Source organism: Curtobacterium sp. MCBD17_019, assembly GCF_003234555.1.
GTDB lineage: Bacteria > Actinomycetota > Actinomycetes > Actinomycetales > Microbacteriaceae > Curtobacterium.
Genome location: NZ_QKTT01000010.1, coordinates 52,543 through 64,588 on the forward strand (window position 1 = coordinate 52,543; position 12,046 = coordinate 64,588).

Below are 12,046 nucleotides of genomic sequence, written 5' to 3' on the forward strand. Positions count from 1 at the left end.
CCTGTTAGCGTCTCGGGCATGACGACCGCCATGGACGGCCCCGAACGCTTCGCCGCCGACGCCGACGCTCGTGGGCTCGAGGTCGAGATCGTGGAGCGGGGCCCGTCCGCCTCGCTCGGGGAGGCCGCGGCCGCGCTCGGCATCCAGCCCGGTGACATCGTCAAGTCGCTCGTGGTCAAGCGGCACGACGGCGGGTACCTGTTCGCGCTCGTGCCGGGCGGCCGCAGCATCGCCTGGAAGAAGCTCCGCGCGGTCGTCGGTGTCAACAAGCTGTCGATGCCCGACGCGGGTACCGCGCTCGAGGCCACCGGCTACGAACGCGGCACGATCACGCCGATCGGCAGCACGACGCCGTGGCCGGTGTACGCCGACGAGCGGATCGCCGGCCGCCGCATCGCGATGGGCAGCGGTCGTCACGGCGCGAGCGCCTTCGTCGACGCGGACGCGCTCGTCGCCGCCTACGGCGCCGTCCTCGCGGACATCACCGACGAGGAACCGCAGCGCTCCTGACCCGCCCCGGCCCCGGCCCCGCCCGCCCCGGGCGGGCCCGGGCCGGCCCGGCCCCGTTCCGCGAGATCGCAGTCGTTGCCACTGTCGCCGCGCCCAGAACGGCAACGACTGCGATCTCGCGCCCCTGATGGCGCGTCGGCGGTCTAGTCAGGGACCTCGGTCCAGGCGCCCTCGGCACCCGGCACGAAGCAGACGTCGCCCTCGCAGACCGGCGCGCCTCCGGCCAGGTCGAGCGCCACCAGTCCACCACCAGTCGGGAGGAGCGGGACCGGTCGCTGCACCGCCTCCCGTCCGTCGAGACCCGGCAGCGCGCTCATCGTGCGCCCTCGGCGACGACCGCCGCGTCGGCGTCCGCGTCGTCAGCTGCTCGCGCCGTCGTCGCGGCGACGTCGTCCGCGGTCCGCATCGCGACCACCTGCTCGAGCACCTGCGTGAAGGTGGCGGGATCCTGGGCGCCCGAGACGCCGTACTTGCCGTCGATGACGAAGAACGGGACGCCCGTGATGCCGAACGCCTGCGCCTGTGCCTGGTCGGCACGCACCGCGTCGAGCTGCGCGTCGTCCCGGAGGACGGCGAGGACCTCGTCACGGTCGAGACCGACCTCGGCACCGAGGTCCGCCAGGTCGTCGTCGTGCCCGACGTGGCGACCCTCCACGAAGTAGGCGGCGAACATGCGCTCGACCATGGGCAGCTGCAGGCCCTTGGTCTTGGCGAGGTGGATCACCTGGTGCGCCTTCACCGTGTTCGTGTGGTGGAGCGTGTCGTAGTGGTACTCGAGGCCGACCCCGGCCGCGATCCCCGTCACCGTGTCGATCATCTGCTGCGCCTGCGCGACCGGCAGCCCCTTGTGGCGCGCCAGGAACTCCGCCTCGTTGCCCTCGAAGTCGACCGGGGTGTCCGGGCTGAGCTCGAACGAGTGGTACTCGATCTCGATCCCGGTGGCCTCCGCGGACCCGGCCGTGAAGGCCGCCGCCCCCGCCTCGAACCTGCGCTTGCCGATGTAACACCAGGGGCAGGCGATGTCGGACCAGACATCGACCTTCACGGTTTCGCTCATGACGGGCGCAACCCCGGCCCTCCCGGCCGCATTCCCGCGGTCGGGAGGGCCGGGGCGGCCGATCGACTACGCGCCGACGAGGCGTGACCCGAGGTACCCCTGGAGCTGGTCGAGCGCCACGCGCTCCTGCCCCATCGTGTCGCGCTCGCGGACGGTGACGGCGCGGTCCTCGAGCGTGTCGAAGTCGACGGTGATGCAGAACGGGGTGCCGATCTCGTCGTGCCGGCGGTACCGACGGCCGATCGCACCGGCGTCGTCGAAGTCGACGTTCCACAACTGTCGGAGGTCGTCGGCGAGGCCGCGCGCGACGGGCGACAGCTGCTCGTTGCGCGACAGCGGCAGCACGGCGGCCTTGACCGGGGCGAGACGGGGGTCCAGGCGCAGGACCGTGCGCTTGTCGACGCCGCCCTTGGCGTTCGGGGCCTCGTCCTCGTGGTAGGCGTCGAGCAGGAACGCCATGAGGGCGCGGGTGAGTCCGAACGACGGTTCGATGACGTACGGCGTGTACCGCTCGCCGGACGCCTGGTCGAAGTACCGGAGGTCCTGGCCCGACGCGTTGATGTGGTTCGTCAGGTCGAAGTCGGTGCGGTTCGCGACGCCCATGAGCTCGCCCCACTCCCCCGACACGAAACCGAAGCGGTACTCGATGTCCGCGGTGGCGTCGGAGTAGTGCGCCCGCTCGCCGTCCGGCACGTCGAAGCGACGCAGGTGCTCCGGGTCGATGCCCAGGTCGGTGTACCAGGCGACGGCGTCCGTGATCCAGCGCTCGTACCACTCGGCGGCCTCGGCCGGGGGCACGAAGTACTCGATCTCCATCTGCTCGAACTCACGCGTCCGGAAGATGAAGTTGCCGGGCGTGATCTCGTTGCGGAATGCCTTGCCGACCTGGCCGATGCCGAACGGGGGCTTCATCCGGCTCGTGGTGACGACCTGCGCGAAGTCGACGAAGATGCCCTGCGCGGTCTCCGGCCGGAGGAAGTTCAGGCCCTCCTCGTTGTCGACGGGCCCGAGGTAGGTCTTGAGCATCCCCGAGAAGTTCTGCGGCTCGGTCCACTGGCCGCGCGTGCCGCAGTTCGGGCAGGCGATCTCGGCCATGCCGCCCTCGGGCTGCCGGTCCTTCTTCGCGACGAACGCGTCCACCAGGTGGTCCTGCCGGAACCGGTGGTGGCAGTGCAGGCACTCGACGAGCGGGTCCGTGAAGGTCGCGACGTGACCCGAGGCCTCCCACACCTTGCGGGGCAGGATCACCGCGGAGTCGAGGCCCACCATGTCCCCACGGCCGCGGACGAACCGCTGCCACCACTGGCGCTTGATGTTCTCCTTGAGCTCGACGCCGAGGGGCCCGTAGTCCCACGCCGACCGCGATCCGCCGTAGATCTCGCCGGACTGGAAGACGAAGCCACGACGTTTCGCGAGGGCGATGACGTTGTCGAGACGGGAGGGCTGTGCCAAAGGGTGCTCCAGAGGTCGCCGAGCTGGATGCCCGGTGCGGTGACGTACCGGGCAATGCTACCGGCGGCACTCCGCCTGTGCGGGCGCTCAGCGCCACAGCCGACACCGAGCGGACCGTGACCGGACCGGTACGCCAGGTCGTCGGGGAATGCGTACCGTCATGTCCAGTTGACGATCAGTCAGCAAACACCACGAACGACAGGACGAGATCCGATGACAACACACCGCGTGCGTGGCGGCAGCAGCCGTGCGCTCGCTTGGGGGACCACGATCGCGCTCGGCGTCACCACCGCCCTCGCGATCACCGGCTGCAGCGCGGCCGCGACCCGGCCCGAGGGGACCGCGGTCGCGCACCGCTCCACGACGAGAACGACCGCGAGCGCGACGTCGACCCCGTCGGCGCCCGCGACCACGTCCAACCCGCACGCGACGCCGGCGCCGTCCGCCGCCGAGGCCGCTGCAGCGGCCTCGGCGTCCGCCGCCTCGGCCTCGACGTCCGCCGCGGCGGCCGCTGCCGCCGCTCCGAGTACACCGAGCAGTGGCGCGCTCGTCGCGATGCTCCAGGACGCACCCGTCCCGGCACTGTGCCGGCACACCGCCGGGACCCTCGTGCACGGCACACTGCCCGCCCAGGCGGGCCACGCCGGGACCGTGGCGCTCTCCTACCTCGTCGGCACGGGCCGCCCCGAGGCAGCGCTGACGAGCGTCGGCGCACTCGAGGGCGCCGGGAGTCACGACGTCGTCGCGGGCCTGTACTGCGACGCCGGTGGAGTGCCCTGGCCCGAGGTGGTCGGCGTGTGGCGGTGGACGGGCGGCTCGACGCTCCGGTTCGTGTCCGTCTACGCCCCCGAGCAGCTCTCGCACAACATCGTGTCGCTGCACAGCATCGCCGTGTCGGGCGCCGCGATCGACGTGACCTGGACCGGCCCGGCTCCGGGCAAGGACGATGCGGACGGCAGCGAGCACTCGAGCGCCGTCCTCACCCTCCGGGGTGAGCAGCTCGTCGCATCCGGGTACCACTCGACCGTCGTCTGACGCAGCCACGATCCGGCAGGTCGACCGGTCCCGCGCCGCGGTGCGGGGCTGGTCGACCGGGTCGGTCGCGCTTCAGGCGCGCGGCGTCGGCGCGTCCACCGCCCCACCGAACCGTCGGTCCCGCGAGGCGTACAGCTGGATGGCGTCCCAGAGGTCCTGCCGGCGGAAGTCCGGCCACAGGCGGTCGAGGAACACCATCTCGGCGTACGCCGACTGCCAGAGCAGGAAGTTGCTCGTCCGCTGCTCCCCCGAGCTCCGGACGAACAGGTCGACATCGGGCATCTCCGGCGTGTAGAGCCGCCGGGCGATCGCCTTCTCCGTGACCTGTGCCGGCCGCATCCGACCCGCCGCGACGTCGTCCGCGATGCTCCGGACCGCGTCGGCGATCTCGGTGCGGCCGCCGTAGTTGACGCACATCGTCAGCGTCAGCCGGTCGTTGTGCGCGGTCATCCGCTCCGCGTACTGCAGCTCGTCGATGACGCTCCGCCACAGCCGCGGCTTGCGTCCGGCCCAGCGCACGCGGACGCCCCACTCGTTCAGCTGGTCTCGACGGCGGTGCAGGACCTCGCGGTTGAACCCCATGAGGAACCGCACCTCGTCCGGGGACCGCTTCCAGTTCTCGGTCGAGAACGCGTACGCCGACAGGTGCTTCACGCCGATCTGGACCGCACCCGCGACGACGTCGAGCAACGACGCCTCGCCCGCGCGGTGCCCCTCGATGCGGGTCAGGCCGCGCTCGTTCGCCCATCGCCCGTTGCCGTCCATGACGACGGCGACGTGCTCCGGGACTGCGCCGGCCGGGAGGGACGGCGGCTGTTCACCGGTCCAGTCCAGCGGTCGGAACGGTTCCGCTGGCACGGATCGGCGGGGGCTCATGCGATCGGGGTTCCTTCTGCTCGTCCTGCGGCCGATCCGGGGGTCACCGGAACGGGGTGCTCGCTCCGGTCGACGTGCGGGAGGGAGCGCAACGATCGTTCCAGGTGCCACTGCGCGTACGCCGCGACCACGCCGGAGGCCCGGGAGCGCGTCCGCTCGTCCGCCGCGTCGGCCGTCGCCCAGTCCCCGGCGAGCAGCGCACCGAGCAGGCCGAGCGTCACGGGATCGAGCCGTGGCGAGCCCGGCGGCGCCGCCCGGTCCGCGACGACCCCGCCGAGCTGCACGACGAACGCCGAGTGCGGGCCGGGATCGCCGGTGACGGCGCAGTCCCGGAAGCTCGGGGCCCATCCCGCGATGCTCATCGCGCGGAGCAGGTAGGAGTCGAGGGTCAGGCTCGACGCGTGCTCCTGCCGGGACAGCGACCGGAGCGCCCCGACGAGGAGCAGGTACTGCTGCAGGCCCGCATCGGCGTCGCTCAGCCGGTCGGCGGTCTCGACCATGGCACTGGCGGCCGTGTAGCTGCCGTAGTCGGCGACGATCTGCGCCCCGTACGACCCGATCGACTCGGCCTGCGTCACGATGTCGAGCGACCGGCCCTCGTAGAACTGCGCGTCGACGACCATGAACGGCTCGAGGCGCGCACCGAACTTGCTCGCGGTGCGCCGGACGCCCTTCGCCACGGCGCGGACCTTGCCGTGCTGCCGGCTCAGCATCGTGACGATACGGTCCGCCTCACCCAGCTTGTGGGTGCGGAGGACGACGCACTCGTCGCGGTACAGGGGCACCGGACCATGATCCCACGGGCCTCCGACGGCGCCGGCGCAGGGCCTCCGACCACGCGCTGGCGCAGGGCCTCCGACGGCGCCGGCGCAGGGCGTCAGGCGGACGCGAGCACGGCCTCCCCGGCGACGGCACCGGCGCGCACCGCGCGGTTGACGGCCGACACGATCGCCTTGAGCGAGGCGGTCGCGATGTCGGCGTCGATGCCGACGCCCCACAGGCGGGAGCCATCGACGTCGAGCTCGACGTACGCGGCGGCCTTGGCGTCACCGGAGGCGCTCATGGTGTGCTCGACGTAGTCGTACAGCGTCACCGCGACGCCCTGGTCGGCGAGGATCCGGATGAACGCGTCGATCGGGCCGGTCCCGATCGCCTGGGCGTCCACCCCGCCGTCGTCGACGCGCATCGTCACGGTGAGCTGCGTGGTCCCACCGAAGTCGCTCGACGTCGCCGTCTTCGTGAGCTCGTAGCGGCCCCACTTGTCGTCCTCGGCGGGCGCCGGCAGGTACTCGTCGCTGAACAGCTCCCAGATCGCCTCGGACGTGAACTCGCCGCCTTCGGCATCGGTCCGCCGCTGCACCACGCCGGAGAACTCGATCTGCAGCCTGCGCGGCAGGTCCAGGGCGTGGTCCTGCTTGAGCAGGTACGCGACACCACCCTTGCCGGACTGGGAGTTCACGCGGATGACCGCTTCGTAGCTCCGGCCGATGTCCTTCGGGTCGACGGGCAGGTACGGCACCGCCCAGACCATGTCGTCGACGCTGCTGCCCGCTGCCTCGGCCCGGGCCGTCATGGCCTCGAGCCCCTTCTTGATGGCGTCCTGGTGCGACCCGCTGAACGCGGTGTACACGAGGTCGCCCGCCCAGGGCTGTCGCTCGGGCACGGGCAGCTGGTTGCAGTACTCGACCGTGCGCTTGACCTGGTCGATGTCCGAGAAGTCGATCATCGGGTCGATGCCCTGCGTGAACAGGTTCATGCCGAGCGCGACGAGGTCCACGTTGCCCGTCCGCTCCCCGTTGCCGAACAGGCAGCCCTCGATCCGGTCGGCGCCGGCCATGTACCCGAGCTCGGCCGCGGCGACGGCGGTGCCGCGGTCGTTGTGCGGGTGGAGCGACAGGATCACGTTCTGCCGGTGGTTCAGGTTCCGCGACATCCACTCGATCGAGTCGGCGTAGACGTTCGGCGTCGCCATCTCGACGGTGGCGGGCAGGTTGATGACGACCTTGCGCTCCGGTGTCGGCTCGAGGACCTCGAGCACCTCGTTGCAGATGCGCAGCGCGACCTCGAGCTCGGTGCCCGTGTACGACTCCGGCGAGTACTCGTAGTACACCGTGGTGCCGTGACGGAGTGTGGCCTCGGCGGCCTTGCACATCCGGGCGCCCTCGAGCGCGATGTCGACGACCCCCTGGACGTCGGTCCGGAAGACGACGTCACGCTGGACGACGCTCGTCGAGTTGTACAAGTGGACGATGGCCTGCTTCGCCCCGTCGATCGCCTCGTAGGTGCGGGCGATGAGGTGCTCACGGGCCTGCGTCAGGACCTGGATCGTCACGTCGTCCGGGATCGCGCCTTCGTCGATCAGACTGCGGACGAAGTCGAAGTCGGTCTGCGAGGCGCTGGGGAACCCGACCTCGATCTCCTTGTAGCCCATGCGCACGAGCAGGTCGAACATCGCCCGCTTGCGGTCGGCGTCCATCGGGTCGATGAGGGCCTGGTTGCCGTCACGGAGGTCGACCGCGCACCAGCGGGGTGCCTCGGCGATCTGCTTCGTCGGCCAGGTGCGGTCCGGCAGGTCGACCGTGATCTGCTCGGAGAAGGGGACGTACTTGTGGATCGGCATCCCGGAGGGGCGCTGCGTGTTCTGCATGGTGGTCACTCGCTTCGTTGCTGGTCTCGTGTCGGCCGACGACGGACTCCGCGACGAGGGGGGCCGGTGGTCAGGCCTCGTCGCGGCGGCGAAGGAGGAGGAGTGCAGCGTGCATCGGCACCCACGGTAGCACCGCAGCGGCCACCGTGGGCGATGACGCCCAGGTGGCCGCTGCGGTGGCCCGCACCCCTCAGTCGACCGCGAGGGCCTCACGCGGCGTCACCCGCATCGCCCGACGCACCGGAGCGACAGTCGCCACGACGGCGAGGAGGAGCGCGCCGCCCACCACCACCGCCACGGTCACCGGTGGCAGGACGGGCGTCAGCGGGAAGTGCAGCGTTCCGAGCAGCGTCCGCGCCGCCAGCCAGCCGTAGACGACACCGAGCACCAGTCCGGTGACGACGGCGGCAGCGACCATCTGGACGGCCTCGGTCACGATCATGCGCCGGACCTGTGACGCGGTCAGGCCGAGCACGCGGAGGAGGCCGAGCTCGCGGCGCCGCTGCACGACCCCGAGCGCCAGAGCGTTGACGACACCCACCGCGGCGAGGACGCCGGAGAACCCGACGAGTGCGCTGACGACCGCGTTGAGCTGGGCGAAGAAGTGGTCCTCGGAGCGGATGGTCGCCGCGGACGCCGCCGAGCCGCCACCGAGTTCCCGCACCGAGAGCGCCGAGACGTGCTGGAGGATCCCGAGCGCGACCGCGAACGTGACGAGCAGCGTCACGCCGATCACGAGTCCGATCACCGCGCGTGCGGTGCGTCCCGGGGCGCGGAGCGCGTTCCGCCCCGCGAGCAGCACGACCGGGTCACGGGAGCCGATCCGTCCGGCCAACGCGAGGACCGGCGGCATGACGAGCGGTGCACCGACGACGACGCCCGAGAACGAGACGAACGCGCCGAAGGTGCCCGGCAGCACGGCGAGCACGGTGACGCCGCCGAGCGCGACGGCGAGGAGCATGGACGCCGCGCCCACGACGAGCAGCGTGATCGCGACCGCGCGGCGACCACGACCGGCGCGGAGGTCGGCGGCGGTGGGTTCGACCGTGTTCGACAGCGCCTGCAGGGGCGTCACGGCGAGCACGCGCCGGCTCCCCGCCCGGAACGCCGCCCAGGTCGCGACGACCACCGCGCCGACCGGGAGCACGATGCCCGCGGGCACGAGGTCGTACGTGGTGTCCGGCAGGAAGTGTCGGGCACGCAGCATCGCGACGACGACGGCGGCGACCCCCACGCCCAGGACACCGCCGAGGAGCGCTCCCACCACGCCGACCAGGACCCCCGACCGACCGATGCCACGCCGGAGGGCCGCCCCGGTCGCCCCGACGAGCCGCTGCAGGGCGAGGACCCGCGTCTGCCCGGCGATGATCGTGCTGCAGGTGTTCGCGGTGACGATCGAGCCGACGTAGACGGCGACCGCGAGGAACACCCACCCGACCACCGACAGCACCGCCTGGACCGAGCCGACGTCCTCGAGCCCGATGGCGCGCAGTGCGTCGGCGACCACACCGGGCGTGATGACGAGCACCGTCCCGAACATCGAGGCGAGCGCCGCGACGAGCAGCGTCGGGCGGAAGGCGCGCAGCGTGTCGAGTCCTCGAGCCGTCGGCCGTCGGGTCGGGCGTCGGAGCGGCCGTGGCGTCCGGGACGCGATGGCCGCGTCCGTACCGCTGGTCGAGCTCATGCCGCGGCCTCCATCCCGAGCATCGTCGTCGAGATCTCCGCCGGCGTCATGGACGGCCGGTCCCCGACCACCCGTCCGTCGGCGAGGAACAGGATGCGGTCCGCGTTGGCGGCCGCGACGGCGTCGTGCGTCACCATGACGACGCTCTGTCCCCACTCGCCGACGGCACCGCGGAGGATCGCGAGGACGTCCCTCCCGGTGCGGGAATCGAGGGCTCCGGTCGGCTCGTCCGCGACGACGACGGCGGGACGGGTGGCGAGCGCGCGCGCGATCGCCACGCGCTGCTGCTGGCCGCCCGACAGCTCGTGGGGTCGGTGGTCGAGTCGATCCGCCAGGCCGAGGCGACCGACGAGGTGGTCGATGAAGTCCCGCTCCTCGGCGGTCGGACGGCGGCCTCCGAGCAGGAACGGCAGCTCGATGTTCTCGAGGACGTCGAGCGTGGGGACGAGGTTGAAGGACTGGAACACGAACCCGAGGCGGCGTCGGCGCAGGTCGGTGAGTCCGCGGTCGTCGAGGGTCGTGAGGTCGGTGCCGTCCACCACGACCCGGCCACTCGAGACCGAGTCGAGGCCCGCGGCGACGTGCATCAACGTCGACTTGCCGGAGCCCGAGGGACCCATCACCGCCGTGAACGCACCAGCGGCGATCGTGACGCTGACGTCGTCGAGCGCGACCACCGCGCGGCCGTCGCTGCCGTACTGCTTCCGGACGTGTTCCAGACGGATGATCGGTTCGTTCATGCCTCCGAGCCTGGCGGCCGGGAGGCCCGGCGCGCGTCCGTCCCGCGGCGCGCGCCCGTCATCCTCGCGGCTGATCCGACGGCTCTCGAGGGACCAGGCCGTGCTCGTGCGCGAACACGACGAGGCGCACGCGGTCGCGGAGCCCGAGCTTCCCGAGGACACGGGAGACGTGGGTCTTCACGGTCGCCTCGCTGACGAACTCGTGCCGGGCGATCTCCGCGTTGCTCAACCCACGCGCGGCGAGGTCGAAGACCTCGCGTTCCCGCGGGGTCAGGTCGGCGAAGGCAGCCGGAGGTGCCGGCGGGGCGGACCGTTCCTGGAACCGGCGCAACAGGTCGCGCGTGGCCGCCGCCGCGAACACCGTCGTTCCTGCGTGCACGGTCCGGATCGCCGCGAGCAGGAACTCCGGGTCGGCGTCCTTGAGCACGAAGCCGCTCGCACCGGCACGGATCGCCCGCGCCGCCGCCTCGTCGAAGTCGAAGGTCGTGAGCACGAGCACCTGCGGGCCGGCACCCTGGGCACGCGCCTCGACGATGCGGGCGGTCGCCGTGATGCCGTCCATGACCGGCATCCGGACGTCCATGAGCACGACGTCGGGCCGCGTCCGTCGGACGAGCTCGACCCCGGCGGCGCCGTCGCCCGCCTCACCGACGAACAGCAGGTCGGGTTGCGACTCGACGAGCATCGTGATGCCCGTGCGGAACAGCGCCTGGTCGTCGACCAGAGCGACCCGGATCGGTGCGGTCATCGTGCGCCTTCCTCTCGGCCATGTCGGGGCAGCGGGACGGCCCCGGTGCTCCCGGCGGTGGGCAGCCGGACGGCCACCCGGAACTCACCGTTGGTCGGCCCCGCGGACATCGTCCCGCCGGACAACGCCGCGCGCTCCCGCATCCCGACCAGACCGTGCCCGACGCCCTGGCCGCCGTGGCCCTCGGGCGGGAGCCGGTTCGCCACGGCGACCTCGACGTGGTCGGGAGCGTACCGCAGCACGAGACGGACGGGTCCGCTCCGGTCGCCGTGCTTCAACGCGTTCGTCAGGCCCTCTTGCACGACGCGGTAGACGGCGAGCTGCGATGTGGTGGGCAGGTGCTCGGGTTCGCCCGCGCGCTCGACCTGGACGTCCAGGCCGACCTGCCGCATGTCCCGCACGAGCTGCTCGATGTCGTCGAGGGCCGGCGTCGGACCCGGCGCCTCGTCGTGCCGCAGTGCACCGAGGAGCTCACGGACGTCGCCGAGGGCACGGCGGGCGGTCGCGCCGATCGTCGCCAGCGCGGCGTCCGCGCTCTCCGGGGAGGACCGCATCGCGTAGCGGGCGCCGTCGGCCTGAGCGATCACGACCGCGAGCGAGTGCGCCACGATGTCGTGCATCTCGCGGGCGATGCGCACCCGTTCCTGCTCGACCGCCACGGCTCGGTCCGAACGGGCCGCGTCGCGCTCGGCGAGGAGTTGGGCCTCGAGACTGACGCGCGCCACGCCGCGGGCGCGGGCCACCGCGCCCGCGAGCCACGGCAGGACGAGCAACGCCACGATGACGACGAAGTAGCCCGTGCCCTGCGCCGCCTCGCGCACGAGCTGCGTGGGGTGCTCGATGAGCGAGCCGACGAGGTCGTATCGCTGGAGGTACTCCTTGACCGTCAGGTACAGCGCGCCGACCACGGACCCCACCAGCGCCGACGTGAGGCCGAACCGACGCACCCGGGGTGAGCCGTAGAGGGCCGTCCCGTAGAGCACACCGGGGATCATGAGGTCGGCGACGGCGACGTTCGCGCTGACGTACATCTGGACGAGTGCGCCCACCCACGCGATGGCGAGCCCACGCCCGGGCGCGAGTCGTCGGAGCGCCAGGGCGAGTCCGAACAACCCGCCGAGCAGCCAGGTCAGACCCGACCACCGGTCGCCGCCCAGGACCGCGACGACCGCCGCGACGAGCGCCAGCACGACGTCGAACGCCATCTGGCTGCGCAGCATGGTCCGGAACACGCCGACAACGCTACGGCCGCTGACCGGCGCCACGCACCCGTCGTCCGGGAAGTCCCCCGCGAGGC

General features: G+C 72.1%; 12 protein-coding genes. 2 read left to right on the forward strand and 10 right to left on the reverse strand.

What is annotated here, in order from left to right:
- Nucleotides 1-18 precede the first annotated feature (18 nt).
- Nucleotides 19-510, forward strand: coding sequence for an aminoacyl-tRNA deacylase (locus tag DEI82_RS10665; RefSeq protein ID WP_111036749.1), 492 nt, complete (start codon nucleotides 19-21; stop codon nucleotides 508-510).
- Between the two features lie 143 nt (nucleotides 511-653).
- On the opposite strand, the gene DEI82_RS16235 is transcribed toward DEI82_RS10665, so the two are convergent.
- The 3 genes from DEI82_RS16235 to DEI82_RS10675 form a co-directional block, all read right to left on the reverse strand.
- The gene (locus DEI82_RS16235) at nucleotides 654-827 is read right to left on the reverse strand and encodes a hypothetical protein (protein ID WP_181434648.1); all 174 of its coding nucleotides are present in this window, start codon (nucleotides 825-827) and stop codon (nucleotides 654-656) included.
- Nucleotides 824-1,567, reverse strand: a complete 744-nt coding sequence (locus tag DEI82_RS10670) for a DsbA family protein (protein ID WP_111036750.1) — start codon at nucleotides 1,565-1,567, stop codon at nucleotides 824-826. The genes DEI82_RS16235 and DEI82_RS10670 overlap by 4 nt, the downstream gene beginning before the upstream one ends.
- Nucleotides 1,568-1,633: 66 nt before the next feature.
- On the reverse strand, nucleotides 1,634-3,019 hold the full coding sequence (locus DEI82_RS10675) for a glycine--tRNA ligase (protein ID WP_111036751.1): 1,386 nt from the start codon (nucleotides 3,017-3,019) through the stop codon (nucleotides 1,634-1,636).
- A gap of 213 nt (nucleotides 3,020-3,232) precedes the next feature.
- Between DEI82_RS10675 and DEI82_RS10680 the strand changes: the two genes are divergently transcribed.
- A complete protein-coding gene (locus DEI82_RS10680; RefSeq protein WP_146242896.1) occupies nucleotides 3,233-4,054 on the forward strand; it encodes a hypothetical protein in 822 nt (273 codons plus the stop codon).
- A 72-nt stretch (nucleotides 4,055-4,126) separates the two neighbouring features.
- On the opposite strand, the gene DEI82_RS10685 is transcribed toward DEI82_RS10680, so the two are convergent.
- From DEI82_RS10685 to DEI82_RS10715, 7 genes are all read right to left on the reverse strand, one after another.
- Nucleotides 4,127-4,930 carry an isoprenyl transferase gene (locus tag DEI82_RS10685; protein WP_111012598.1) on the reverse strand — a complete coding sequence of 268 codons (804 nt, stop codon included), beginning with the start codon at nucleotides 4,928-4,930 and terminating at the stop codon, nucleotides 4,127-4,129.
- Nucleotides 4,927-5,715: a DNA repair protein RecO gene (recO, locus tag DEI82_RS10690; protein WP_111036753.1), complete on the reverse strand. Its 789-nt coding sequence runs from the start codon at nucleotides 5,713-5,715 to the stop codon at nucleotides 4,927-4,929. Before recO ends, DEI82_RS10685 begins: the two co-directional genes overlap by 4 nt.
- 92 nt (nucleotides 5,716-5,807) lie before the next feature.
- Nucleotides 5,808-7,577, reverse strand: a complete 1,770-nt coding sequence (leuA, locus tag DEI82_RS10695; protein ID WP_111036782.1) for a 2-isopropylmalate synthase — start codon at nucleotides 7,575-7,577, stop codon at nucleotides 5,808-5,810.
- A 190-nt stretch (nucleotides 7,578-7,767) separates the two neighbouring features.
- On the reverse strand, nucleotides 7,768-9,261 hold the full coding sequence (locus DEI82_RS10700; RefSeq protein WP_111036754.1) for an ABC transporter permease: 1,494 nt from the start codon (nucleotides 9,259-9,261) through the stop codon (nucleotides 7,768-7,770).
- Nucleotides 9,258-10,001: an ABC transporter ATP-binding protein gene (locus DEI82_RS10705; RefSeq protein WP_111008677.1), complete on the reverse strand. Its 744-nt coding sequence runs from the start codon at nucleotides 9,999-10,001 to the stop codon at nucleotides 9,258-9,260. Before DEI82_RS10705 ends, DEI82_RS10700 begins: the two co-directional genes overlap by 4 nt.
- A 58-nt stretch (nucleotides 10,002-10,059) precedes the next feature.
- Entirely contained in the window at nucleotides 10,060-10,749 is a 690-nt protein-coding gene (locus DEI82_RS10710; protein WP_111012602.1) for a response regulator transcription factor, read from the reverse strand.
- Nucleotides 10,746-11,981: a sensor histidine kinase gene (locus DEI82_RS10715; protein WP_181435185.1), complete on the reverse strand. Its 1,236-nt coding sequence runs from the start codon at nucleotides 11,979-11,981 to the stop codon at nucleotides 10,746-10,748. The genes DEI82_RS10710 and DEI82_RS10715 overlap by 4 nt, the downstream gene beginning before the upstream one ends.
- Nucleotides 11,982-12,046 lie beyond the last annotated feature (65 nt).

Excerpts from the sequence above, each read along its gene's own strand:
- DEI82_RS16235 (WP_181434648.1), bottom strand. The coding sequence starts at position 827 with ATGAGCGCGCTGCCGGGTCTCGACGGACGGGAGGCGGTGCAGCGACCG.
- DEI82_RS10670 (WP_111036750.1), bottom strand. The coding sequence starts at position 1,567 with ATGAGCGAAACCGTGAAGGTCGATGTCTGGTCCGACATCGCCTGCCCC.
- DEI82_RS10700 (WP_111036754.1), bottom strand. The coding sequence starts at position 9,261 with ATGAGCTCGACCAGCGGTACGGACGCGGCCATCGCGTCCCGGACGCCA.
- DEI82_RS10710 (WP_111012602.1), bottom strand. The coding sequence starts at position 10,749 with ATGACCGCACCGATCCGGGTCGCTCTGGTCGACGACCAGGCGCTGTTC.
- leuA (WP_111036782.1), bottom strand. The coding sequence starts at position 7,577 with ATGCAGAACACGCAGCGCCCCTCCGGGATGCCGATCCACAAGTACGTC.
- DEI82_RS10685 (WP_111012598.1), bottom strand. The coding sequence starts at position 4,930 with ATGAGCCCCCGCCGATCCGTGCCAGCGGAACCGTTCCGACCGCTGGAC.
- DEI82_RS10680 (WP_146242896.1), top strand. The coding sequence starts at position 3,233 with ATGACAACACACCGCGTGCGTGGCGGCAGCAGCCGTGCGCTCGCTTGG.
- DEI82_RS10705 (WP_111008677.1), bottom strand. The coding sequence starts at position 10,001 with ATGAACGAACCGATCATCCGTCTGGAACACGTCCGGAAGCAGTACGGC.
- DEI82_RS10665 (WP_111036749.1), top strand. The coding sequence starts at position 19 with ATGACGACCGCCATGGACGGCCCCGAACGCTTCGCCGCCGACGCCGAC.